The sequence below is a fragment of the Stenotrophomonas sp. AB1(2024) genome, assembly GCF_037482345.1.
In the GTDB taxonomy this organism is placed as follows: Bacteria; Pseudomonadota; Gammaproteobacteria; order Xanthomonadales; family Xanthomonadaceae; genus Stenotrophomonas.
Genome location: NZ_JBBHKO020000001.1, coordinates 2,547,896 through 2,570,970 on the forward strand (window position 1 = coordinate 2,547,896; position 23,075 = coordinate 2,570,970).

The 23,075-nt window shown below is 66.5% G+C and carries 21 protein-coding genes; 15 read left to right on the forward strand and 6 right to left on the reverse strand.

Features of this window, described 5'->3' with window-relative positions:
• Positions 1-10: 10 nt before the first annotated feature.
• Positions 11-2,314, forward strand: a complete 2,304-nt coding sequence (locus tag WIX41_RS11585) for a TonB-dependent receptor (RefSeq protein ID WP_339447678.1) — start codon at positions 11-13, stop codon at positions 2,312-2,314.
• Positions 2,315-2,331: 17 nt separating this feature from the next.
• Positions 2,332-3,240 (forward strand): tyrosine-protein phosphatase, encoded by a 909-nt coding sequence (locus WIX41_RS11590; RefSeq protein WP_339447680.1) that lies wholly within the window; start codon positions 2,332-2,334, stop codon positions 3,238-3,240.
• Positions 3,241-3,288: 48 nt separating this feature from the next.
• Here the strand turns inward: WIX41_RS11590 and WIX41_RS11595 are convergent, their stop codons facing one another.
• Entirely contained in the window at positions 3,289-3,678 is a 390-nt protein-coding gene (locus tag WIX41_RS11595) for a DUF2628 domain-containing protein (protein ID WP_339447682.1), read from the reverse strand.
• A 211-nt stretch (positions 3,679-3,889) separates the two neighbouring features.
• Here WIX41_RS11595 and WIX41_RS11600 point away from each other — a divergent pair, with 211 nt between their 5' ends.
• From WIX41_RS11600 to hemC, 6 genes are all read left to right on the forward strand, one after another.
• Complete coding sequence (locus WIX41_RS11600; protein ID WP_339447684.1) at positions 3,890-4,054, forward strand: hypothetical protein; 165 nt, start codon at positions 3,890-3,892, stop codon at positions 4,052-4,054.
• Between the two features lie 468 nt (positions 4,055-4,522).
• Complete coding sequence (gene mdoH / locus WIX41_RS11605) at positions 4,523-6,427, forward strand: glucans biosynthesis glucosyltransferase MdoH (protein WP_339447686.1); 1,905 nt, start codon at positions 4,523-4,525, stop codon at positions 6,425-6,427.
• A 78-nt stretch (positions 6,428-6,505) separates the two neighbouring features.
• Positions 6,506-7,180 (forward strand): alpha/beta hydrolase, encoded by a 675-nt coding sequence (locus WIX41_RS11610; protein ID WP_339447688.1) that lies wholly within the window; start codon positions 6,506-6,508, stop codon positions 7,178-7,180.
• A 3-nt stretch (positions 7,181-7,183) separates the two neighbouring features.
• Complete coding sequence (locus WIX41_RS11615; RefSeq protein ID WP_339447690.1) at positions 7,184-8,230, forward strand: sensor histidine kinase; 1,047 nt, start codon at positions 7,184-7,186, stop codon at positions 8,228-8,230.
• Entirely contained in the window at positions 8,199-8,969 is a 771-nt protein-coding gene (locus WIX41_RS11620; protein ID WP_409187376.1) for a LytR/AlgR family response regulator transcription factor, read from the forward strand. Before WIX41_RS11615 ends, WIX41_RS11620 begins: the two co-directional genes overlap by 32 nt.
• A 50-nt stretch (positions 8,970-9,019) precedes the next feature.
• The gene (gene hemC / locus WIX41_RS11625; RefSeq protein WP_339447694.1) at positions 9,020-9,931 is read left to right on the forward strand and encodes a hydroxymethylbilane synthase; all 912 of its coding nucleotides are present in this window, start codon (positions 9,020-9,022) and stop codon (positions 9,929-9,931) included.
• Between the two features lie 77 nt (positions 9,932-10,008).
• Here the strand turns inward: hemC and WIX41_RS11630 are convergent, their stop codons facing one another.
• The gene (locus WIX41_RS11630; protein WP_339447696.1) at positions 10,009-10,785 is read right to left on the reverse strand and encodes a DUF481 domain-containing protein; all 777 of its coding nucleotides are present in this window, start codon (positions 10,783-10,785) and stop codon (positions 10,009-10,011) included.
• Positions 10,786-10,901: 116 nt separating this feature from the next.
• Entirely contained in the window at positions 10,902-11,513 is a 612-nt protein-coding gene (locus tag WIX41_RS11635; protein ID WP_339447698.1) for a hypothetical protein, read from the reverse strand.
• A 93-nt stretch (positions 11,514-11,606) separates the two neighbouring features.
• Here WIX41_RS11635 and WIX41_RS11640 point away from each other — a divergent pair, with 93 nt between their 5' ends.
• Both WIX41_RS11640 and WIX41_RS11645 read left to right on the forward strand, forming a co-directional pair.
• A complete protein-coding gene (locus WIX41_RS11640) occupies positions 11,607-12,572 on the forward strand; it encodes a helix-turn-helix transcriptional regulator (protein ID WP_339447700.1) in 966 nt (321 codons plus the stop codon).
• 184 nt (positions 12,573-12,756) lie between these two features.
• Positions 12,757-13,551, forward strand: a complete 795-nt coding sequence (locus WIX41_RS11645; RefSeq protein ID WP_339447702.1) for a MetQ/NlpA family ABC transporter substrate-binding protein — start codon at positions 12,757-12,759, stop codon at positions 13,549-13,551.
• 121 nt (positions 13,552-13,672) lie between these two features.
• Here WIX41_RS11645 and glpK read toward each other — a convergent pair whose 3' ends face one another.
• Entirely contained in the window at positions 13,673-15,172 is a 1,500-nt protein-coding gene (gene glpK, locus WIX41_RS11650; RefSeq protein ID WP_339447704.1) for a glycerol kinase GlpK, read from the reverse strand.
• A 226-nt stretch (positions 15,173-15,398) separates the two neighbouring features.
• A complete protein-coding gene (locus WIX41_RS11655; protein ID WP_339447706.1) occupies positions 15,399-16,031 on the reverse strand; it encodes an OmpW/AlkL family protein in 633 nt (210 codons plus the stop codon).
• A 189-nt stretch (positions 16,032-16,220) separates the two neighbouring features.
• Between WIX41_RS11655 and WIX41_RS11660 the strand changes: the two genes are divergently transcribed.
• The 4 genes from WIX41_RS11660 (at position 16,221) to lpdA (ending at position 21,173) form a co-directional block, all read left to right on the forward strand.
• Complete coding sequence (locus tag WIX41_RS11660; RefSeq protein ID WP_339447708.1) at positions 16,221-16,745, forward strand: DNA-deoxyinosine glycosylase; 525 nt, start codon at positions 16,221-16,223, stop codon at positions 16,743-16,745.
• Between the two features lie 200 nt (positions 16,746-16,945).
• The gene (gene aceF / locus WIX41_RS11665; protein WP_339447710.1) at positions 16,946-18,658 is read left to right on the forward strand and encodes a dihydrolipoyllysine-residue acetyltransferase; all 1,713 of its coding nucleotides are present in this window, start codon (positions 16,946-16,948) and stop codon (positions 18,656-18,658) included.
• A gap of 8 nt (positions 18,659-18,666) precedes the next feature.
• Positions 18,667-19,356 carry a hypothetical protein gene (locus WIX41_RS11670; RefSeq protein WP_339447711.1) on the forward strand — a complete coding sequence of 230 codons (690 nt, stop codon included), beginning with the start codon at positions 18,667-18,669 and terminating at the stop codon, positions 19,354-19,356.
• Positions 19,357-19,373: 17 nt separating this feature from the next.
• Positions 19,374-21,173, forward strand: a complete 1,800-nt coding sequence (gene lpdA, locus WIX41_RS11675) for a dihydrolipoyl dehydrogenase (protein ID WP_339447713.1) — start codon at positions 19,374-19,376, stop codon at positions 21,171-21,173.
• 179 nt (positions 21,174-21,352) lie between these two features.
• Here lpdA and WIX41_RS11680 read toward each other — a convergent pair whose 3' ends face one another.
• Positions 21,353-22,168 (reverse strand): hypothetical protein, encoded by an 816-nt coding sequence (locus WIX41_RS11680; protein WP_339447715.1) that lies wholly within the window; start codon positions 22,166-22,168, stop codon positions 21,353-21,355.
• A gap of 516 nt (positions 22,169-22,684) precedes the next feature.
• On the opposite strand from WIX41_RS11680, the gene WIX41_RS11685 reads away from it, so the two are divergent.
• Complete coding sequence (locus WIX41_RS11685) at positions 22,685-23,053, forward strand: hypothetical protein (protein WP_339447717.1); 369 nt, start codon at positions 22,685-22,687, stop codon at positions 23,051-23,053.
• Positions 23,054-23,075: the final 22 nt, after the last annotated feature.

The window sequence follows — 23,075 nt, forward strand, 5'->3', positions numbered from 1 at the left end:
CCGGATCCCCATGCGTCTTTCCCTCTCCCGTGTTGCCCTGCGCCCGCAGGTGCTTGCTCTATCCATCGCTGCGTTGCTGCCTTCGCTGGCCTTCGCCGAAACGCCGTTGCCGGCCGATGCGGCCGCCGGTACCAGTGCCGATGCCCGTGATGTGGTCGCGCTGGACCAGGTCGTCGTGACCGCGCAGAAGCGCGCCACCAACCTGCAGGCGACGCCGATCTCGGTCAGCGTGGTCGATGCGGGCATGCTCAAGGACCGCAGTGCGATTTCGCTCGGCAGCTTCGCCGACGGTGCCATTCCCTCGCTGCGGGTAACCCCGTTCGCCACGCGCAGTTCGGCGTTGAATATTGGCATCCGCGGCATCGGTGCCTCTGGCGACGCCAACCAGCCCGCGCGCGATGCCGGTGTCGGCGTCTACGTGGATGGCGTGTTTCTGGGCCGCTCGCAGGGCTTGGGTACGATGCTCTACGACGTGGACCGCATCGAAGTGCTGAAGGGCCCGCAGGGCACCCTGTTCGGGCGCAACACGGAAGGTGGCGCGGTCAGCATCGTCACCAAGGCCCCGACCGGCGAGTTTGGTGGCACCGTCAATGTCGGCGTGTCCAACTACAGCGGCTACAACACCGGACTGCACCTGGACCTGCCCAAGGTGGGCGATGTCAGCGTCAAGATCGATGCGGTGCAGGCCAAGCGCGGCGGTACCACCGACAACCCGATGCGCGGCGAGGAAGACTTCAACAGCTACGACAAGCGCGGCGCACGGATCAGCGCGCTGTGGGAACCGAGCGACACGTTCTCGGCGCTGTACGCATTCGACCGCTCCTACGACGCGACCACGCCTTACCACACCCAGGTGCTGGTGCCGGGCGCCTACCTGAGCCCGCTGCAGAAGGCCGGCGCCAGCGAAGACCGTCGCGAGAGTTCGATCCTGGGCGGACCGCAGGAAGAGAACATCGGGCGCACCAGCGGCCATCTGCTCAACCTGGGCTGGACGCTGGGCGACAACCTGGAGTTCAAGTCCATCAGCTCCTACCGGGAACTCGAGCAGGGCCAGTTCGACATGGGCCTGGTCGACGCGATCTCCGCCTACGGCGGGCCCAATACACCGTTCGCCCGCTACAGCCTGGCGCAGGTCTACCAGCACCAGTACAGCCAGGAATTCCAGTTGATCGGCAACACCTCGCAGGTGCAGTACCTGGTCGGCGCGTTCTACTACCACGAGACCGCCGGGGACGACGCACAGACCCCGAACATGCTGTTGTGGGGCCCGGGCGGCAACAGCTACACGCTCAATCCGGCGACCAATCCGCTGAACCTGGCCAACGTGCGCATCGACCGCGCCAGCAAGGCCTGGACCGACAGCCTTGGCATCTTCGGCCAGGCTACCTGGACGCCGGCCGCGCTGGAAAAACTGCACCTCACCGCAGGTGGCCGCTACACCCGCGATGAGAAGAACGGCAGCCTGTACACCGTCAACGGCGCCGCCGCCGACCTGACCTTCGACGATGCCTGGGGCCGCTTCGATCCGATGGTGAACGTGGCTTACGACGTGGGCGACAACGCCATGGTGTATGCCAGGTACAGCACCGGCTTCAAGGCCGGCGGCGCCAACTCGCGCTCCACCACCTACACCGCGTTCGATCCGGAAGAGGTGACCGCCTACGAGCTTGGCTTCAAATCGCAGTTCTGGGACAACCGCGCGCGCTTCAACCTGGCCCTGTTCGATTCGAAGATCGAACACAAGCAGATGGACTTCACCCTGCCGTTCGATCCGAACAGTGGCGAAACCCGTACCACCATGGTGACCACCAATGCCCAGGGCAGCACCAGGTCGCGCGGTGCCGAGCTGGAGTTCAGCATCATGCCGCTGGACAACCTCACCGTGGGCTTCACTCATGCCTACACCGACATCGACTCACTGACCACGCAGGATCCGTTCGGCGCAGGCGTGGAAGTCACCGTGCAGCCGTTGCTCGCGCCCAAGCATGCCAGCAGCCTGGCGGTCGACTACTGGGTGCCGTTCGCCAATGCGTCGGCGCTGAAGTTCCATGTGGACGGCAACTGGTCCGACGGCTTCTACACCAGCGAGTACGACCAGATGCTCACCGACAGCTCGTTCGTGGTGAACGCCCGCGTCGCCTTGGTGGACATGCCGCTCAACGCCGACGGCGCCAGCCTCGACATCTCGCTGTGGGCCCGCAACCTTCTGGACGAAGAGCACCTGTTCTACAAGCTCAACAATGCATCTCTCGGCCAGTCCGGCATCTTCAACGACCCGCGCACCTATGGCCTCGAACTGGCCGTGCACTTCTGATTCCCTGGAGCCTACCCATGAATAGTCTGCATCCCGTGTCCCTGAGCCTGGCCATTGCGCTGGTGTTGTCGCCGTGGGTCGCCGCAGCCAGCCCGCAGGCGGCCGCGGCCGCGGCTGCGCCGCAAAACGAGGCGCCGGTCGCCGGCAACGTGCGGCCGGTCGCCGACGATGCACAGCGCGTGCTGGGGCTGGAGGGCGCATGGAACGTGCGCACCTTCGCCGGCCTGCAGGGCCGCAATGGTCCGATCCCGGCGATGGCCTTTGTCCGTACTGCGGACCTGAGCCGCCTGACCGACGCCGACCGCGACACGCTTGCCGCTGCGGGCGTCAAGCTGGACATCGACCTGCGTACCGGCGACGAGGAACAGCAGTCGCCCGACGTGCTCGCAAAGGATGCACGCTTCGACTACCAGCGCATCTCGCTGATGGGTACCGAAAAGATGGACCTGCAGAAGATGATGACCAGCTTCCCCGATTCGCTGGGCGCGGCCTACGTGCAGTGGCTGGGCAGCAACCAGCCGCAGTTCCGCCAGGTGTTCCAGCGCATCGCCGCGCAGGATGATGGTGCGGTGCTGTTCCACTGCACCGCCGGCAAGGACCGCACCGGCATCATCTCCGGCATCCTGCTCGACCTGGCTGGCGTGCCGCGCGCGGACATCGTGCACAACTACGCGCTGTCCGCGCACTACCTGGAAGGGCAGCCCAAGGACAGCGCGATGAACGTACAGATGATGGCGCTGATGAAGCAGCATCCGGAGATCGCCCGCAAGATGGCCGGCATGGGCGGCACCGCACCGGAGAACATGGAAATGTTCCTGGATGCACTGCACCAGCAGTACGGCGGCGCGGCCGGCTTCCTCAAGGAAGTGGGCTTGAGCGATGCCGAAATCCACAGCTTGCAGGTTCGCCTGGGGCAGGCCGGCTGAGGAGGCGAATCAGGCATCGGGCGGCGACCGGCACGGGCAGCGCGTGGCTTACCAGCGCATGCCCTTGAAGGGGTTCCAGCTGGTGTCGCCCTTTACCTGTTCCAGGTAATAGTTGTAGTTGGTGGTGAGCGCGATGAACAGCGACCACGCAATCGCCAGGCCACGGCCGATCGGGTCGGGCAGGAACGCCAGCACCACGCCGAGCACCAGGGTCAGGCCCAGGATGGTCAGGGCCTTGCGCCACATGCCCAGGATGAAGAGGTAGATGCAGCCGAAGAACAGCGCGAAGAAATTGAAATTGACCTTGATCTTCTGGCCGAACGGCAGCGCCTTGTAGGCTGCCTTGAAGGCGGGCGAGTTGGGCGCGCCGTGAGCGTTGAAGAAGTCGAAGCGGAACTGCCACTTGGGGCTGTAGGGTGAGGCGATGTTGGAATCCATATCCATTTTCTGAGTGTGTAAACGATTACATCATAGTTGCTGGACATCGTGTTTCGCCAGTTTTTTGACGCGGGGCATGTGCGATCCTCTGTTGTGTGGGCGATGTCACACATTCGTCCGGAAATTGATATAGGGTTCGCATTCCGCGCGGCATGGGAGCCCTGCGGCGTATTGGAATGAATCGAGAGTCAGTTACATGTCGAGTGTTGTGATGTCTTCTGAGCGTCCTGTTGCCGGCCCGCAGATCGCGCCGTGCCCGGCCGCCACCCAGGCGCAGCATCTGCTGGCACAGCTGCAGTATTCCCACGTCGGTTCACGCGCCCTGGCGCGCCAACCTGTGGAGAGCGATGTGGCCGTGGAAGCCATGCCGGCCTGAATCGCGCGGGGCGTGGCGTGATCGCGCGTCCGTGGCTGGCTTGGGGCGCCTGCGCCTGCGCAGAATGGGGGCGGGTGCATCTGTTTCGGCCTTGACCCGGTTGGCTGGCCGGCCGGTGCCGCGAGTGCTGTTTCCTACATTCTGAATAGGCAAAGCCTTACAGCACTAGGCCTGCGGCCATTTGTCGCATTCTACCCGTCCGGGGTGCCCCTCCGTTTGCTGAATGGGGAGAAATGCCCCGAAAGCCCCTTCGCGCCCGGCTTACATTTGGCCCCCTATGCTGGGCCGCATTTTTCGCCTCAGTGCCGTTGGAGAGTTCGTGGGTTCGGGTAGTCATAGACATCAGCAGGGCGACGGCCACGGCCACGCCGATGCAGGACACAGCAGCACCGAGGTGTGCACCGGGATCGGGGCGACCCATCAGGTGCCGGGCAGGACCGGCTGGATCCGCGCGCAGGGTCGCCGCGCATGAGTGTGCAGACCGTCAACGCCACACTCGATGCCGGGCGCCCGGTGTTGCCCGCCGAAACGCCGATGGGCATGCCCGAACAGAGCTTCAACCAGGGCCGCCTGCAGACACGACGCCAGCGCACCGCGCCGCGCATGATCGCACTACGTCGCTTCTACATCTTCGGTGGCACCGCAGCGATGACCATGGCCGCCACCACGATGATGTGGAAGGTGCTGGCCCCCAACGGCATCACCGTGCTGGAAGGCTGCCTGCTGGTGCTGTTCGTGGCGCTGTTCGCCTGGATCGCGCTTTCTTTCGCCGGTGCCGTGGCCGGGTTCCTCACCGCCGTGTTCGATCGCGGCTACAAGCTGGGCATCGACCCGGACCAGCCGCTGCCGCAGGTGCATACGCGCACCGCGCTGCTGATGCCCACCTACAACGAAGACCCGCGCCGCCTGCTGGCCGGGCTGCAGGCCATCTACGAGTCGGTGGCCAGCACCGGGCAACTGGAACAGTTCGATTTCTTCGTGCTCAGCGATACCCGTCGCGACGACATCGGCGCCGCCGAGGAGCAGGCGTTCGCCGAGCTGTGCGATGCGGTAGGTGGGCATGAGCGCCTGTTCTATCGCCGCCGTGGCGACAACAGCGGGCGCAAGGCCGGCAACATCGCCGACTGGGTGCGCCGCTTTGGCGGCGGCTACCCGCAGATGCTGATCCTGGACGCCGACAGCCTGATGACCGGCGACACCATCGTGCGCCTGGTGGCCGGGATGGAACACAACCCGGATGTGGGCCTGATCCAGACCTTGCCGGCGGTGATCGGCGGGCGCACCCTGTTCGCGCGCATGCAGCAGTTTGGCGGGCGCGTGTACGGCCCGGTCATCGGGCGTGGCGTGGCGTGGTGGCACGGCGCGGAAAGCAACTACTGGGGGCACAACGCGGTGATCCGCACCGAAGCCTTCGCCGACAACGCCGGCCTGCCGCCGTTGCCCGGTCGCCAGCCGTTCGGCGGCCACGTGCTCAGCCACGATTTCGTTGAAGCCGCATTGATGCGTCGCGGTGGCTGGGCGACGCACATGGTGCCCTACCTCAAGGGCAGCTATGAGGAAGGTCCGCCGACCCTGACCGATATGCTGGTGCGCGACCGCCGCTGGTGCCAGGGCAACCTGCAGCACGCCAAGGTGGTCGGCTCGCGCGGCCTGCACTGGGTCAGCCGCATGCACATGATGATCGGCATCGGCCACTACTTCACCGCACCGATGTGGGCGATGCTGATGCTGATCGGCATCGCCATTCCGCTGTTCCAGGGCGGCATCGATGTCAATGAAGTGCTGCACCTGTCGCCCGGCGTGTATTGGCGCCAGCAGGATGAAACGCAGGTGATCCGCATGTTCGCGATCACCATGGCGGTGCTGCTGCTGCCAAAGGTGCTGGGCTATATCGCGATGCTGATCGACCCGGCCGAGCGGCGCGGTTGCGGCGGTGGCATTCGCGCGTTCGTGTCGATGCTGCTGGAAACCGTGCTGGCCGCGCTGATGGCGCCGGTGGTGATGTACGTGCAGTCGCGTGGCGTGGCCGAAGTACTGGCCGGCAAGGATTCGGGCTGGGATGCGCAGCAGCGCGACGACGGCGGCATCTCCTGGCCGGCATTGATCCGCGGCTACGGCGGCCTGAGCGTGTTCGGTTTGTTCATGGGCGTGCTGGCCTACGCGGTATCGCCGGCACTGGCGGCATGGATGTCCCCGGTGGTGGTGGGCATGGTGCTGGCCATTCCGGTGGTCGCCCTGACGTCCGGCCGTCGCGCCGGCGACCTGCTGCACCGCCTGCGCCTGATGGAGATCCCGGAAGAAACCACCCCGCCGACCATCCTGCAGCGCGCCGCCCAGCTGCGCCGCGCCGCCGCCGAACGCAGCGGCCACTGACCACGCCAACGACCGGCGCCACGCCCTGCGTGGCCCCTCTACCCCCATAATGCCTCCGGAACGTTCTGGAGCCGCATGATGTCGCAAGCGTTGGAAACCGTAGTCAACGAAACCGCCGCCAACCCGCAATGGTCCGTGCTCTGGCTGCACGGCCTGGGCGCCGACGGCCACGATTTCGCACCGATCGTGCCCGAGCTGCTGCGCCCGCACTGGCCGGCGATCCGCTTCGTGTTTCCGCACGCCCCCGTGCAGCCGATCACCATCAACAACGGCGTGCCCATGCGCGCGTGGTACGACATCGTCAGCATGGACTTCCGTTCGCGCGCCGACGCCGCCGGTGTGGATGCCTCGGTGCAGGCGCTGGATGCGCTGATCGACGCGGAGGTCGCGCGGGGCATTCCCGCCGAACGCATCCTGCTCGCAGGCTTTTCGCAGGGCGGGGCGATCATCCTCAGTGCTGCGCTTCGCTCGACCCGCCCCGTTGCCGGCCTGATCGCGCTGTCCACCTACCTGCCTGACCCGGAAGCGGCAATCAGGACCGCTGTCCCGAACGGCGCCCGCCCGCCGGTGTTCATGGCCCATGGTGCGCAGGATCCGGTGATCCCGCAGGCAATCGCAGCGCACACCGCCCAGGCGCTCACGGCAGCCGGCTTCCCGCTGGAGTGGCATTCCTATTCCATGGCCCACCAGGTCTGCGCCGAAGAACTGCAGGCGCTGGGCGACTGGCTGGACGCACGCTTCACCACGGCCTGAGCCATGAACGACCCGCGCCAGCAGCCGTGGTTGCCCGAGCTGTGCCGGTTGCCGCGGCTGGGTGCGATGCTCGGCCTGGCCGAGCTGGTGGTGGTGGTGGTGGCCTTGGCGCCGGACGGCAGCCGCCAGTGGAGCGTGTCCGATTTCCTGTTGGCCAGCGGCCTGGCCCTGTGGCTGGCGCTGGCGGTCACGGTGAGCCTGTGCGCGGCCCGCACCAGCTTGTCGCGGTTGCCCGAAGCGCTGGGCTCGGCCGTGGCGGTGGCCATGACGGCGCTGATCGCGGCGGTGTGCACCGGCATCGTGCATGCCCTCTACGCGGCGCTGGGGTCGAAGGGATTTGCCGGCGATATCGGCTTCTGGCGCTTCACCCTGGGCTGCGCCACCGTCACCGCGCTGATCGTGGCGCTGGCGCTGCGCTACTTCTACGTGAGCGACCGCTGGGGCGCGCAGACGGTGGCCAATGCGCGCGCGCAGGCCGATGCGCTGCAGGCGCGGATCCGCCCGCACTTCCTGTTCAACAGCATGAACCTCATCGCCAGCCTGGTGCGGCGCGACCCGGAAGTGGCCGAGCGCGCGGTGCTGGACCTGTCCGATCTGTTCCGTGCCGCGTTGGGGGCAGGCGAGGGCGATTCCACGCTGCAGGCCGAGTGCGAGCTGGCAGAAGCCTATCTGTCGATCGAGTCGTTGCGGCTGGGCGAGCGCCTGCAGGTGGAATGGCAACGCCAGGAGCCGTTGCCGTGGACGTTGCCGATGCCGCGCCTGGTGCTGCAGCCGATGGTGGAAAACGCGGTGCTGCACGGCATCTCGCGCTTGCCTGGCGGCGGCACGATTGTCATTGCGCTGACCTGCGAAGGCCCGCAGCTGCACATCCGCATCCAGAACCCCGCGCCCGACCCGGATGCGCGCGCGTTGCCGTTGATGCAGGGCGCCGGCCACGCGCAGCGCAATATCGCGCACCGCCTGGCCTGGCGCTTCGGCCCCGCCGCACGGATGACGGGAGCATGGAACGACGGCTACTATGCCTGCGACATCTTCGTGCCCGTCCAGTGAGGAAGCCTGCTTGAAAGTTGTCATCGCCGACGACGAGCCGCTCGCGCGCGAGCGCCTGCGCAGCCTGCTGGCCGAACAACCCGGGGTCGAGGTGGTGGCGGAGGCGGAAAATGGCGAGCAGGCCCTGCATGCCTGCGCCGAGCTGCAGCCGGACCTGGTACTGCTGGACATTGCCATGCCCGGGCTGGATGGTCTGGAAGCCGCGCGCCACCTGGCCACGTTCGACCCGCGCCCTGCGGTGGTGTTCTGCACCGCCTATGACGCGCATGCGCTGTCGGCGTTCGAGGCGGCGGCGATCGATTACCTGATGAAGCCCGTGCGCAGCGAACGCCTGGCGGCGGCGCTTGAACGTGCCCGTACGTTCCTGGCCGGTCGCAACGGGCAGCCCAGCGTGCCAAGCCAGCAGGCCCGCACGCTGCTGTGCGCGCGCCTGCGAGGGAGCCTGCGGCTGATTCCCATCGACGACATCCACTACATGCAGGCCGAGGAAAAGTACGTGGTGGTGCACCACGCACGCGGCGAGGACCTGATCGAGGAATCGCTGAAGTCGCTGGAAGAGGAGTTTGCCAACCGTTTCGTGCGCATCCACCGCAACTGCCTGGTGGCCCGCCACGAACTGGTGGAGCTGCGACGTAATGGCGCAGGCCAGGTCCAGGCGGTGCTGCGCCATGGCAAGGCACCGCTGGAGGTCAGCCGCCGCTGCGTGGCGAGCCTCAAGCAGGACTTGAAACACCTGTAACCGCGTATCGACCGTTGGTCGATACGCCTCCTGGCGGCGATAATGGGCGCATGACCACCCTGCGCATCGCCACCCGAAAAAGCCCGCTTGCCCTGTGGCAGAGCGAACACGTTGCCGACCGCCTGCGCTATGCCCACCCCGGGCTGGACGTGGTGCTGGTGCCGATGAGCACGCGTGGCGACGAGGTGCTGGACCGCTCGCTGGCCGCGATCGGCGGCAAGGGCCTGTTCCTGAAGGAGCTGGAACTGGCCATGCTGCGTGGCGAGGCCGACTGCGCGGTGCACTCGCTAAAGGACGTGCCAATGGAACTGGATGCGCCGTTTGCGCTGCCGGCCATGCTGACCCGCCACGACCCGGCCGATGGCTTCATTTCCAACCTCTACGCCTCGGTGGACGCGCTGCCGCCCGGTGCGCGCGTGGGGACCTCCTCGCTGCGCCGGCAGGCCCAGCTGCGCGCGCTGCGCCCGGACCTGGAACTGCTGGACCTGCGCGGCAACGTCAACACGCGCCTGGCCAAGCTCGACAACGGCGGCTATGACGCCATTGTGCTGGCCGTGGCCGGGCTGGAAAGGCTCGGGCTGGGCGGGCGCATCGTAGCGCGGCTGGCTGCGCCGGAGTGGCTGCCGGCCCCCGCCCAAGGCGCGGTCACCGTGGAATGCAACGGCGACGATGCCCGGGTGATGGCGCTGTTCGCCCCGCTCGACGATGCGCGCACCCGCGCCTGCGTGGAGGCCGAGCGCGCCATGAACCGTGCGCTGCACGGCAGTTGCCACGTGCCGGTAGCCGGCTACGCACAGTGGGAAGGCGACAACCTGTTCCTGCAGGGTCTGGTCGGCGGCGTGGCCGATGGCCGCCTGGTCCGCGCCGAAGCGCGCGGCCCGGGCAACAATCCCGATGCCCTCGGGAAAGCGGTGGCCCAAGGCCTGCTGGACGGCGGCGCCGGCGAACTGCTCGCGGACTGACGCTTACGCCGACGAATCTTCTGGTGTAGAGCCCCCTGAGTCAGGGGGCGGCCGCGCGGATGCGATGGCGCGTACCCTTACCTGAACGTGTAAACCACGTTCATCGTGGTCAACGTATCGGTCTTGCGCTTGTCCACGGCCACGTCGCTGTTGTAGCGGGCCTGCCACGCCGCCTTCAGCGCCAGGTGCTTGTTCATGTTTACCGACACGCCGAAATCATTCTGGCCGAAGGTGTTGTACGAGCCCGATTCCACCAGCAACGTGTTGATCAGGTCGGTGTTGGGGGTAAGCGAATACTTCACGTCGAACAGGCCGCGGCCGATAAGGCCGGTGCGGGTTTCGTCGTCCTCGGTGTTGTGCGTGCGGCGCACACCGGGGCCGATCTGCGCATCCATGTAGAAGCGGTCGCCCTGCAGCAGCCGGGTGCCGTAACCCAGGCCGAAGGAACTCTGGCGGTCGTAGGTGGTGAAATCGTCGCGCTCGTAGCGCACCGTGGCGGTGAGCTGGCGGTGTTCGCCCAGCTGCAGCGCGCTGCCGGCACTGCCGGTGTAGCGGTTGGCCGTGGTGTTGCTGCGCTTGGTGATGGTGCCGTCGTCGGCGGTTTCGGTGTATTCCGAACGCGAACGCAGGCCAAACAGGTCCATGCTATGCACCCAGTCGTCATCGGTGTAGCGCAGGCGCAGGCGGCCATTGGCGCTTTCGGAGTTGCTGTTGCCCCGTGCCGAGGCGAAGCCCAGTTCGCCGCCGCTGCCGCTCCAAGGCGAGGTCATCGCGGCCAGGTCAGTGGTGTCCTGGGCAAAGGCCGCCGGGGCACTGAGCAGCAGGGAGGCAAGCAGCGTCACACGCAGGGACATCAACGGTTCTCCGGATCAGACAGGGGGAGGAGCAACGCGTGATGATACTTGATGCCTTCACGCCATTTTTCCTTTTCCCGCCCGTGCTTTAGGAGAGGTTTGGACTTGTCGCCTGTTCAGGGTACCTCGATGCGCAGCGTGGGGTCGTCGAAACGGGTGTAGTCCACCGTGACCTTGAAGGCCTGGCCCTGGGTCTTGCCCTGGCGTTCGATCCGCACCGGGAGGCCCGCCGCATCGATCCAGTACAGCATCCCGTCGGGTGCGGCGCTGGCGTGGCGCACACGGTAGCGGCGCACGGGATTCCCATCCACGCGCGCTTCGCCCAGCGCCTCCACCTGCAGGTCGGCAGCGGTTGCATCGGCCGGCAGCGGGCTGCGCCATTGCGCCAGCAGGCCCGGCGGTACCGGTACCTGGCGGACTTCGCCGGCGCGCTGCAGGAAGAACGTGTCGCCGATGATGGTCTGCACGCCTTCAGCGGTCTGCAGCCGGTAGCGGTCCGGTGCCACGAACTGCATGGTGGCGTCCAGCGTGCGTGGGCCCTGCATGTGCAGGGCGGCGTGGAAGCTGCGCAGCTGGCCGAATCGCTGGCTGGCGTCCAGCACCGCCTGCGCCGGATCGCCGGCCACCGGTACCGGCGGCGTGGCTGCCGCGGAGGGGGCCGGTGCCGGAGCCCGTTCGCAGGCGGACAACAGCAGGGACAGCACGGCAACGGCAGGCAGCAGGCGCATGGCGGGGAAGAGGACGGCAGGGCAGGGCCCTCACGATAGCCGAAGTTCCGGTTCGGGCCGCCACAACGGCGGCGACTCGGACATAATCGGGTCATGGACCGATATGAACGCATCAACGCCCTGCATCGTCTGCTGAAGTCCGCGCGCTATCCGGTGACGGTGGCGACCCTGCAGGAAAAACTGGCGTGTTCCCGCGCCACTGTCTATCGCGACCTGGCCTTCCTGCGCGACGCGCTGATGGCGCCGGTCGAGGGCGATGGCGAGGCCGGCTTCCGCTACCAGGATGACGAGAGCGAGCGTTTCGAGCTGCCCGGGCTGTGGCTCAGTTCGGAAGAGCTGCATGCCTTGCTGGCCTCGCAGCACCTGCTGGCACGCACGGGTGGCGGGGTGCTGTCGTCGGTGCTGGCGCCGCTGCAGCAGCGCATTGAAGGGCTGCTGGCCGCACAGGCCGGCGTGTCCACCTGGCCGGTGGACCGGGTACGGGTCATTCCGCACCGGGGCCGCAAATTCGACGAAGCCAGCTTCCGCGCGGTGGCGTCGGCGGTGCTGGAGCGCAAGCAGCTGGCGTTCGAATATCGGGCCCGTTCCACCGATGAGGCGACCAAGCGCACCGTGTCGCCGCAGCGCATGACCCACTACCGCGACAACTGGTACCTCGATGCCTGGGATCATGGCCGCGAAGGGCTGCGCAGCTTTGCGGTGGACCGGATTTACAAGGCCCGCGTGATCGACACCGTTGCGCGCGACGTGGACGATACCGAGCTGGATGAGCAACTGGGCGCCAGCTACGGAATTTTCTCCGGTTCTCCCAAGGGCTGGGCCACCATCGTGTTCAGCGCCAAGGCCGCGCGCTGGGTGGCCGACGAGCATTGGCATTCCAAGCAGCAGGGTCGGTTCCTGGCGGACGGCCGCTATGAGCTCAAGGTGCCTTACAGCGTCTCGCGAGAGCTGCTGATGGACGTGCTGCACTACGGCTCGGATGCGGAAATCATCGAGCCGACCATGCTGCGCGAGCAGGCCAAGGCGTTGTTGATGATGGCGTTGAGCAATTACGAATGACCGGGGCCCGCGCAGCCACGCAGGGCGTGGCTCTACGATGATGGCCGATATCCGTAGGGCCACGCCCTGCGTGGCTGTGCGGCGCTGCAACGGTCATGCCGACGGGTAATGTCTCCCGGATACCCGCCAGCCCAGGGCTTGCGGTATGGTTGGCTGCTATCGCAGCCCCCCGGATTCCGCCCCCATGAAAAAGACCCTGTTGCTCCCGCTGCTGGCCGCCACACTGGCCTTGGCCGCCTGCGGCAAGCCCGCCGCCGATTCCAGCAAGCTGGTGGTCGCGGCCACTGCGGTGCCGCACGCCGAGATCCTGGCGGTGGTCAAGCCGATCCTGCAGAAGGAAGGCCTGGAGCTGGACGTGAAGGTCTTCAACGACTACGTGCAGCCCAACGACCAGCTGGTGCAGAAGCAGGTGGACGTGAACTACTTCCAGACCGAGCCCTACCTGGATGCCTACAACCGCGACCGCAAGACCGACCTGACCAAGGTCATCGGCGTGCACATCGAGCCGTTCGGCGCGTACTCGCGCCGTTTCAAGTCGCTGGAAGAACTGCCGGTCGGTGCCGACGTGGTGATTCCCAACGACCCCAGCAACAACAGCCGCGCGCTGATCCTGCTGCACAAGGCTGGCGTGATCACGCTCCAGGACCCGACCAATGCGTTGGCCACCCAGCGCGACATCATCGCCAACCCGAAGCAGCTCAAGTTCCGCGAACTGGATTCGGCGATGCTGCCGCGCGTGCTCGACCAGGTGGACCTTGCCCTGATCAACACCAACTACGCGCTCGACACCGGGCTCAACCCGACCCAGGACGCACTGGCGATCGAAAGCAAGGATTCGCCGTACGTGAACTTCCTGGTCGCCCGCCCGGACAACAAGGACGACCCGCGCGTGCAGCAGCTGGCCAAGGCCCTGACCAGCCCGGAGGTAAAAGCCTTCATCGCCGAGAAATACAAGGGCGCGGTCCTCCCCGCCTTCTGACAGGGCTACGGCAATCTGACCGAAGCACGTAGCGGTGACGTAGAGCCACGCCCTGCGTGGCTGGCCGCGCGCAGCGCGGCAATGATCGAAACCGGACCACGAAGCCACGCAGCGCGTGGCTCTACGAGACCCGGAACCCCATCGTCGCCTCCACCGCCTGCACCCAGCCGGCATACAGGGTTTCGCGCTGTTCGACCGCCATCTGCGGCACGAACCGGCGCCCCACCGCCCACTGCTCGGCAATCTCCGCGCGGCTGCTCCAGAACCCGGTGGCCAGCCCGGCCAGATAGGCCGCACCCAGCGCGGTGGTCTCGGCCACCTGCGGCCGCAGTACCGGTACGCCCAGGATGTCGCTCTGGAACTGCGCCATGAAGTCATTGGCAATCGCGCCCCCATCAGCGCGCAGTTCCTTCAGTTCAATCCCCGCATCGGCCTGCATCGCGGCCAGTACGTCGCGGGTCTGGTAGGCCATCGATTCCACCGCGGCGCGGATGAAGTGCTCCTTGGTGGTGCCCCGGCCCAGGCCGAACACCGCACCACGCACATCGCTGCGCCAGTAGGGCGCGCCCAGCCCGACAAAGGCCGGCACCATGTACACCCCGCCATTGTCCGCCGCACGTTCGGCGTAGGCCTGGCAGTCGCTGGATTTGCCGAACATGCGCAGGCCATCGCGCAGCCACTGCACCACCGCCCCGGCCACGAAGATCGAGCCTTCCAGCGCGTACTCCACCTGCCCATCGATGCCGCAGGCAAGGGTGGTGAGCAGGCCGTTGTTGGATGTCACCGCACGTGTTCCAGTGTGCATCAGCATGAAACAGCCGGTGCCATAGGTGTTCTTGACCATGCCCGGCTCGAAGCAGGCCTGGCCGAACAGCGCCGCCTGCTGGTCGCCGGCCATGCCGGCGATGGGGATGTGCTGGTCGAAGAAGAACTGCGAGCGGGTCGTGCCATAGACCTCGCTGGAGCTGCGCACCTCGGGCAGCATCGCGCGCGGGATGTTCAACAACGCAAGCAGCGCGTCATCCCAGGCCAGGGTGTGGATGTTGAACAGCAGGGTGCGCGCCGCATTGCTGTAGTCGGTGACGTGTACCGCACCGCCGGTGAGGTTCCAGACCAGCCAGCTGTCGATGGTGCCGAACAGCAGCTCGCCGCGCTCGGCGCGGGCCTGCGCACCGTCGACATGGTCCAGGATCCAGCGGATCTTGGTTGCTGAAAAATAGGCATCCACCAGCAGCCCGGTGCGCGCGCGGAACAGCGGTTCGTGGCCCTGCGCCTTGAGACGCTCGCAGATGCCGTTGCTCTGTCGCGACTGCCAGACCACCGCGTTATGGATGGGCTGGCCGGTGGCCTTGTCCCAGACCACCGTGGTCTCGCGCTGGTTGGTGATGCCGATGGCGGCGATCTGGCGCGGGTCGACCTGCTCGCGGTTGAGCAGCTCGGTCACGGTGGTGTAGACGCTGGTCAGGATCTCGCGCGGATCGTGTTCGACCCAACCTGGCCGTGGGAACACCTGCGCGAACTCGCGCTGGGCCACCCCGGCGATGCGGCCGGCGCGATCGAACAGGATCGCGCGCGAACTGGTGGTGCCCTGGTCGATGGCAAGTACGTAGCGTTTGTCCATGATGGTCCCGTCTGGTAGCGCCGGCCGCTGGCCGGCCCCTCGCATATGCTGCAGAAGGTACATGCAGGACATCCAGCCTGTCGTCCATCCGCCTTCCCTTTGCTTGGCGCGAGTATCGGGAGGCAAGCGGAAAAGACGCATGAAGGCGCCGTGGGGTGCCGCCTGGTTGGGTCAAAACGACAACGGGCCCACGAAGGGCCCGTTGCACAACCTGCGGCAGAAACGCTTAGAAGCGCGCGCCGATACCAAAGCCCACGGTCCACGGGTCCAGCTTGGCTTCATCGCCGGTGCTGCGGCCGTTGACGGTCAGCTCCGGGCGCGAATGCATGTAGCGGGCATCGGCACGGGCGAACCAGGTGCTGTTGATGTTCATGTCCACGCCGACGGTGCCGATGGCGCCCTTGGCGGTTTCCAGGCCGATGTGGCCGGCGTCGCTGGCCAGCTTCTCGTTGCTGAAGTTCGACTCGTAGTAACCCACGCCCACGAACGGACGGAACACGTTGTCGGCCTGGCCGAAGTGATACTGGCCGCTCAGCGCGATCGGCTGCTGCTCGACGGTACCCAGGTGCGCACCGTTGGCGCCGCGCACGCGGTGGTCGAACTTGTCGGCTGCGCCCCACAGTTCCACGGCCCAGTTGTCGTTGATGTAGTAGCTGAAGCTCAGCGTCGGCGCCGGGCCGCCATCGACCTTGTCGATGCCTTCCAGCGGATCGTTCTTCGGCTGCAGCAGCGCAACGCCGCCAACAACGGCGAAATGCTTGCCCGACGCGGTGTCGGTGGTGCTGTCCTGCGCGAAGGCGGCAGGTGCGAAGGCAAGGGCAGTCAGGGTAGCCAGGGTCAGAGTGCGGATGGATTGCATGGGGGATCTCCTCAGGTGTTTTTTTGTTCTGGGCCCCTTTGCAGCGGGGCGAGGCAAACGTAGTCCCCGCAACATGAATCGAATCCGACGCACGTTAAAATTTAGTTTGTTCTGTTCAGCCTGCAGCGTGAAAGCGTTGTGCTGCCGCGCCATCATGGAGTGCGCGATATTCATGCATCTGGAGACAACGTGACGAAGCCGACGCATTGCATCGGCCTGCCTGCGCAGGCCATGGCGGATTGCCGCGTGCTGGTCCTGGGTTCGATGCCCGGCGTCGCATCGCTGCAGGTCGCGCAGTACTACGCGCATCGGCGCAATCGTTTCTGGCCGTTGATGGGCGCACTCACCGGCATCGATGCAGGTCTTCCCTATGCCGCGCGCGTGCTGGCACTGCAATCGGTGGGCGTGGGGCTGTGGGATGTGATCGGTGCATGCGACCGGCGCGGCAGCCTGGACGCGGCGATCGTGCGCGGCAGCGAGGTGCCCAATGCAGTGCCGGAACTGATCATGCAGTTGCCGCAGCTGGCGGCCGTGGCCTGCAATGGCGCCGCCGCACACGCGGCCTTCGTGCGCTTCATCCAGCCGCAGCTGCACGCCCGCGCGTCATCACTGGCGGTGTGGGCGCTGCCCTCGACCAGCCCGGCCAACGCGGCCTGGCCGCTGTCGCGCCTGCAGGCGGCGTGGCAGCCCTTGGCGGATGTCCTGGCCAGCTGAGCGGGACCATGGCGGGACAATACGGTGCCGACTGGAACACAGGGCGTGGCACCGTCGTGCGCCGGATCGGCAAGGCCGACGCCTGCTGCAACAGGCTGTCCCGGGACAGATGCATTGAAAATTGCCCAAGCTGGTTGGCGCTGACGCCTCATGCCCCCACAATAGGCGATTCCCTACACCAGATTGCCGGAGTTATCCCCATGGCCGAAATCAAGGAAGCACTTGTCCCCGATATCGGTGACTACAGCGATATCCCGGTAATCGAGGTGCTCGTCGCCGTTGGTGACACCGTCAAGAAGGACCAGGGCCTGGTCACGCTGGAGTCGGACAAGGCCACGATGGAAGTGCCGTCCTCGGTCGCCGGCGTGGTCAAGGAAATCAAGGTCAAGATCGGCGACAGCCTGTCCGAGGGCAAGGTCGTGGCGCTGATCGAAGTGGCCGACGCCGCCGCTGCGCCGGCCCCGGCTGCGGCCCCGCCTCCCGCTGCGGCCCCAGCCAAGGCCGCGGCCGCCGCCGCCCCCGTCCCGGCCACCCAGAGCGCGCCTGCCGCTGCGCCGGCTGCCGGCGGTGGCACGGTCGAGGCCACCGTGCCCGACATCGGCGATTACACCGACATTCCGGTGATCGAAGTGCTGGTCGCCGTGGGCGACACGGTCAAGAAGGACCAGGGCCTGGTCACCCTGGAGTCGGACAAGGCCACGATGGAAGTGCCGTCGTCGGTCGCCGGCGTGGTCAAGGAAATCAAGGTCAAGATCGGCGACACCCTGTCGCAGGGCAAGGTGGTGGCCATCATCGAAGCTGACGGCGCTGCCGCTCCGGCCCCGAGCCAGGCCGCCCCGGCCGCGGCCGAAACCGGCACCAAGGTCGAACCGGTCGCCGTGCCGGCCCAGCCGGACAAGCTGGCGGCGCGCGAAATCGCCAGCGCGCCCTCGGCCGGTGCCCCGAGCAGCCCGCCGGTGCAGTTCAATGCCGACAGCGTGCTGCCGCAGAAGGTGCCCTATGCGTCCCCGGCGGTGCGCGTGTTCGCCCGCGAGCTGGGTGTGGACCTCAACCAGCTGACCGGCACCGAAAAGGGCGGCCGCATCACCAAGGGCGACGTGCAGAAGTTCGTCAAGTCGGCGCTGACCGGCGCGGGTGCCGGCGTTGCCGGTGGCACGGTCGCCGCCGGCGGCGGTCTCAACCTGCTGCCGTGGCCGAAGGTTGATTTCAGCAAGTTCGGCGAGGTCGAAACCCAGCCGCTGTCGCGCATCAAGAAGATCTCCGGTGCCAACCTGGCGCGCAACTGGGCCATGATCCCGCACGTCACCCAGTTCGAGCAGGCCGACATCACCGATCTGGAAGGCCTGCGCGTGGCGTTGAACAAGGAAAACGAGAAGGCCGGCATCAAGCTGACCATGCTCGCCTTCCTGATCAAGGCCAGTGCCGCAGCGCTCAAGCAGTTCCCGGAATTCAACGCATCGCTGGATGCGGCCGGCGAAACCCTGACCCTGAAGAAGTACTTCAACATTGGCTTCGCCGCCGACACTCCGAACGGCCTGGTCGTTCCGGTCATCCGCGACGTGGACAAGAAGGGCGTGGTGCAGATCGCCCAGGAAACCGGCGAGCTGGCCAAAAAGGCGCGCGACGGCAAGCTGGGTCCGGCCGACATGAGTGGCGGCTGCTTCTCGATCAGCTCGCTGGGCGGCATCGGTGGCACCGCGTTCACGCCGATCGTCAACGCGCCGGAAGTGGCCATCCTGGGCGTCTCCAAATCCTCGATCCAGCCGGTCTGGAATGGCAAGGAGTTCGCGCCGAAGCTGATGCTGCCGCTGTCGCTGAGCTACGACCACCGCGTCATCGACGGTGCGCTGGCCGCACGCTTCACCACCTACCTGTCGCAGGTGCTGGCCGACATGCGGCGCGTGCTGCTGTGAGGCAGCGCATGGCATCGGCCGTAGTGCCGGGCTCTGCCCGGCAGCGCATCGTGCAGCGGGGCAGAGCCCCGCTCTACGCGTTGTTGTTGGCTGCCATCGTGCCGGCGGCCAGCGCCGCGTGCACCACCGAGCTTGGCCACGGCTGGCCGCCGGCGGTGGGCAACTACGGCCAGGCCGTGGAAACCCTGTTCGACGGCAAGGTGCAGCCGACGCTGGCGCTGACCCTCCTGCCCAAGGGCGGGGTGGAAACCGGCGTGGCGCTGCTGCCCGGTACCCAGGACCAGGAATGGACCCTGCGTTACAGCAAGGCCGACAAGCGCGTGTACAACTGGAACAACAGTGCGCGCGGCGGCGGCCTTGAACTGCGCGTGGACCAGGAGCCGGACCAGTACCAGGTCGCCATCCCCGCCGCGCTGGCCCAGCGCCTGGTGCGCAGCTGGCAGGCCGCACTGGATTCGGGCGTGCCGGCCGGGCGCAAGGCGCCGGTGACCGACGGTGAGGTGCTGTCCTTCCAGGTTGCTGGCGAGCGCTACAGCGGTCCGCGCTGGGAGTGCGGCGCCGGCAAGCTGATGATGAAACAGGTGGCGCTGCTGATCGAAGCCAGCGACACCAAGGAAAAGAAGCTCGACCGTCGCTGGCAGGATCTGGACGAGTCGCTCGACGAACTGCAGCAACTGCTCGCCGGCAACGCCGGCTGAGACCCAGGAGAAGACGAATGGCCGCTATTGAAATCAAGGTTCCCGACATCGGCGATTACAGCGCGGTGCCGGTGATCGAACTGCTGGTCGCCGTGGGCGACACGGTGAAGAAGGACCAGGGCCTGGTCACGCTGGAATCGGACAAGGCCACCCTGGAAGTGCCGTCGTCGGCTGCCGGCGTGGTCAAGGAAATCAAGGTCAAGCTGGGCGACACGCTGTCCGAGGGCGACGTGGTGGTGGTGCTGGACGCCGAAGGCGCCGCTGCCGCGCCTGCGGCCGAAGCGCCCAAGGCTGCCGCACCGGCCAGCAAGCCGCCGGTGACCCCCTCGCACCGCGCCCCGGCCGAACCGGCCGCGCCGCAGCCGGCGCTGTCGTCGGGCAAGCCGGCCGACATCGAATGCCAGATGGTGGTGCTGGGCGCGGGCCCGGGCGGTTACACCGCCGCGTTCCGCTCGGCCGACCTGGGCGTGGACACCGTGCTGATCGAACGCTACGCCAGCCTCGGCGGCGTGTGCCTCAACGTGGGCTGCATTCCGTCCAAGGCACTGCTGCATGCGGCGGCGGTGATCGACGAAGTGGCCCACGCGGGCGATTTCGGCGTGGAATTCAGCGCGCCGAAGATCATGCTGGACAAGCTGCGCGGCTACAAGGAAAAGGTGGTTACCCAGCTGACCAAGGGCCTGGCCGGCATGGCCAAGCAGCGCAAGGTGCGCACCGTGCAGGGCGTGGCCACCTTCGTGTCGGCCAATGAGCTGGAGATCGTCGGCGACGACGGCAAGACCCAGCTGCTGCGCTTCCAGCAGTGCATCATCGCCGCCGGTTCGCAGGCGGTGAAGCTGCCGAACTTCCCGTGGGACGACCCGCGCGTGATGGATTCCACCGACGCGCTGGAACTGGCCGACATCCCCGGCTCGCTGCTGGTGGTCGGCGGCGGCATCATCGGCCTGGAAATGGCGACCGTGTATGCCGCGCTGGGCAGCAAGGTGACCGTGGTGGAGTTCATGGACCAGCTGATGCCCGGTGCCGACAAGGACCTGGTCAAGCCGCTGGCCGATCGCCTGAAGAAGCAGGGCGTCGAGGTCCACCTCAAGACCAAGGCCTCCGGCGTGAGCGCGGACAAGAAGGGCATCACCGTGACCTTCGAGGCCGCCGCCGAAGGCGAAAAGCCCGGCCTGGAGCAGGGCACCTTCGACCGCGTGCTGGTTGCGGTGGGGCGTTCGCCGAACGGCAGGAAGATCGGCGCGGAGAAGGCCGGCGTGGGCGTCACCGAGCGTGGCTTCATTCCGGTGGATCGCCAGATGCGCACCAACGTGCCGCACATCTTTGCCATCGGCGATATCGTCGGCAACCCGATGCTGGCCCACAAGGCCACGCACGAGGGCAAGCTGGCCGCTGAAGTGGCCTCGGGCGAGAAGAAGGAGTGGGTGGCGCGGGTGATTCCGTCGGTGGCCTACACCAATCCTGAAATCGCCTGGGTCGGCGTGACCGAAACCGAGGCAAAGGCGCAGGGCCTGAAGGTCGGCGTGGCCAAGTTCCCGTGGGCCGCCAGTGGCCGCGCGATCGGCATCGGCCGCACCGAGGGCTTCACCAAGCTGATCTTCGACGAGGAAACCCACCGCATCATCGGCGGCGCCATCGTTGGCGTGCACGCCGGCGACCTGCTGGCCGAGATCGGCCTGGCGATCGAGATGGGTGCCGAAGCCGAAGACATCGGCCACACCATCCACGCCCACCCGACGCTGAGCGAATCGGTGGCGATGGCCGCGGAAATCTACGACGGCACCATCACCGATCTGTATATCCCGAAGAAGAAATAAAAGAAGCCCGGCAAACGCCGGGCTTCTTTTATTTCGGTAGCGCCGGCCGTTGGCCGGCCCAGGCGGTACCGAGGGCCGGCCAACGGCCGGCGCTACCGATGGTGGGCTGCCGAATGACCGCAACAAAAAACCCGGCTTTCGCCGGGTTTTTCGTGCGGTAGAACAACGTGTCCCCGGGATCAGAACGAAACGCTGATGCCGGCCACCGGGCCCTTGAACTCCTGCTTCAGGCCGATGGTGCCATCGCGGCCGGTCTGGTCCACGTCCAGCTTGAACCAGTCGTAGCCGGCGAAGATGCCGAAGTTGTCGGTGAAGCGGTAATCGACGATCACGTTGGCGCGGCTCAGGTCGCCTTCGTAGTCATCGAAGTTGCCCCAATCGGTGTTGAGGTACTGGCCCTGCGCGGTGATCATCCACTTCTCCGACGGGGTCACGGTGAAGCGTGCGCCCACCACCGGTGCAATGCCGTCGGCCTTCTCGTCCAGGAACTGGCCTTGATACACGGTGCCCAGGTCGGCGTAGGCCTGGGTGCTCACCTTGGCGTATTCCGCACCCAGCTGCAGGCCCAGGTCGAACTTCCCGGTGTCGATCACCGAGTAGTCGTACACCAGGCTGGCCACCTGGTACTTCAGCTCGCCCTTGACGAAGCTGCCGGCCGGCACGGTTTCGCCACCGAAGCTGATGCCGTCATTGAGCGTCTCGCGGCGGTCCTTGTCGTACTTGAAGTAGTTGAAGATCAGGCGCTGGCGGTCGCTGATGCGGAACAGGCCGTCGACGCGCGGTTCCCATTCCTTGCCACCCAGGCTGAAGTCCTCGGAAAAGCCCACATCCTGGCCCAGCACCGCGCTGTTGCCGCGAATGGTGTTGTCCGAGTCGATGTTCATCGCACCCAGGCGCAGCGAGAAGCGGTCATCACCCTCGGCGGCGCTCGCGGAGGTGGCGTGGGTGAGAGCGGCCATGGCCAGCGGCAGAGCGAGCAGGGGAAGTAGACGCATGGTGGGTGTCCTTGCAGTGATTCGATGAAGTGGAATCACTCTGCCCCAACGCGGCGTCCACCATTCGTGAACGTATGGTGGATGGCATGTGTACCGTTCATGCCCCGCAAACTGCCGTCCGCGCTGCTGCGTGGCCGAACCGTGCACGGGATACCGTTGCGGTGCCCTGGGCGAGCTGCCCTGGAAAAAGAGCGGCCCCGGAGAGAGCTCGGGGCCGCCCGGTACCGGCCTGCTTCAGGGGCGTCGACGAGGATCGAATTGGCAGGCCCACCCCTCTGACCGGCCCCCACGACCAAAGTTCAATATGATGCGATGCGACATGAATTGGGGGCGCCTTTGGCGGGATCGACCCCCCATCCAGGCCAAAATCTGTGGCGATGCAGCAACTTGCGGCGTCCGGGATGAACAGGGGCAGGTTGTCTCGCAAATTGTCCCGTTGCTATACTTTGGCGGCTCGACGGGGCATAGGCAGTTGCAGTCCCGGTCATCTCCCCCACAACCATGCAGGACATACGTGTGCTGAACTCCGTTGACGCGGGTCGGCGACTGATGCTGCGCGCAGCGGTCTACCCGCTGGCCGCAGTGGCTGTCCTGGCTCTGGCCCTCCTGCTGCTGGCAGGCCCGAAGTACGCGCTTGGCGCGCTGGCATCGGGCGTAGCGGTATCGGCAGGTGGCTGGGTCGCTGCACGGATGGCGCTGGGGGGTGGGGTGCAGGCGGCAGGTTCAGCCATGTCGCGGCTGATCCTGGCGGTGGTGGCAAAGTGGGCGCTCGTATTCGGTGTCCTGGCGGTGGGTTTCGTGGTCTTCAAGCTGCCTGCACTGGCGCTGCTGGCCGGAATCGCCGTCGGACTGATGTTCCAGGTCCTGGCTCTGGCCAGGCGCTGATCCAATTTATTTAACTCAAGGT

What these genes read in the sequence shown, in the direction of transcription:
- WIX41_RS11585 (WP_339447678.1), top strand. Translation starts at nt 11, where the DNA reads ATGCGTCTTTCCCTCTCCCGTGTTGCCCTGCGCCCGCAGGTGCTTGCT.
- WIX41_RS11590 (WP_339447680.1), top strand. Translation starts at nt 2,332, where the DNA reads ATGAATAGTCTGCATCCCGTGTCCCTGAGCCTGGCCATTGCGCTGGTG.
- WIX41_RS11595 (WP_339447682.1), bottom strand. Translation starts at nt 3,678, where the DNA reads ATGGATTCCAACATCGCCTCACCCTACAGCCCCAAGTGGCAGTTCCGC.
- WIX41_RS11600 (WP_339447684.1), top strand. Translation starts at nt 3,890, where the DNA reads ATGTCTTCTGAGCGTCCTGTTGCCGGCCCGCAGATCGCGCCGTGCCCG.
- mdoH (WP_339447686.1), top strand. Translation starts at nt 4,523, where the DNA reads ATGAGTGTGCAGACCGTCAACGCCACACTCGATGCCGGGCGCCCGGTG.
- WIX41_RS11610 (WP_339447688.1), top strand. Translation starts at nt 6,506, where the DNA reads ATGTCGCAAGCGTTGGAAACCGTAGTCAACGAAACCGCCGCCAACCCG.
- WIX41_RS11615 (WP_339447690.1), top strand. Translation starts at nt 7,184, where the DNA reads ATGAACGACCCGCGCCAGCAGCCGTGGTTGCCCGAGCTGTGCCGGTTG.
- WIX41_RS11620 (WP_409187376.1), top strand. Translation starts at nt 8,199, where the DNA reads ATGCCTGCGACATCTTCGTGCCCGTCCAGTGAGGAAGCCTGCTTGAAA.
- hemC (WP_339447694.1), top strand. Translation starts at nt 9,020, where the DNA reads ATGACCACCCTGCGCATCGCCACCCGAAAAAGCCCGCTTGCCCTGTGG.
- WIX41_RS11630 (WP_339447696.1), bottom strand. Translation starts at nt 10,785, where the DNA reads ATGTCCCTGCGTGTGACGCTGCTTGCCTCCCTGCTGCTCAGTGCCCCG.
- WIX41_RS11635 (WP_339447698.1), bottom strand. Translation starts at nt 11,513, where the DNA reads ATGCGCCTGCTGCCTGCCGTTGCCGTGCTGTCCCTGCTGTTGTCCGCC.
- WIX41_RS11640 (WP_339447700.1), top strand. Translation starts at nt 11,607, where the DNA reads ATGGACCGATATGAACGCATCAACGCCCTGCATCGTCTGCTGAAGTCC.
- WIX41_RS11645 (WP_339447702.1), top strand. Translation starts at nt 12,757, where the DNA reads ATGAAAAAGACCCTGTTGCTCCCGCTGCTGGCCGCCACACTGGCCTTG.
- glpK (WP_339447704.1), bottom strand. Translation starts at nt 15,172, where the DNA reads ATGGACAAACGCTACGTACTTGCCATCGACCAGGGCACCACCAGTTCG.
- WIX41_RS11655 (WP_339447706.1), bottom strand. Translation starts at nt 16,031, where the DNA reads ATGCAATCCATCCGCACTCTGACCCTGGCTACCCTGACTGCCCTTGCC.
- aceF (WP_339447710.1), top strand. Translation starts at nt 16,946, where the DNA reads ATGGCCGAAATCAAGGAAGCACTTGTCCCCGATATCGGTGACTACAGC.
- WIX41_RS11670 (WP_339447711.1), top strand. Translation starts at nt 18,667, where the DNA reads ATGGCATCGGCCGTAGTGCCGGGCTCTGCCCGGCAGCGCATCGTGCAG.
- lpdA (WP_339447713.1), top strand. Translation starts at nt 19,374, where the DNA reads ATGGCCGCTATTGAAATCAAGGTTCCCGACATCGGCGATTACAGCGCG.
- WIX41_RS11680 (WP_339447715.1), bottom strand. Translation starts at nt 22,168, where the DNA reads ATGCGTCTACTTCCCCTGCTCGCTCTGCCGCTGGCCATGGCCGCTCTC.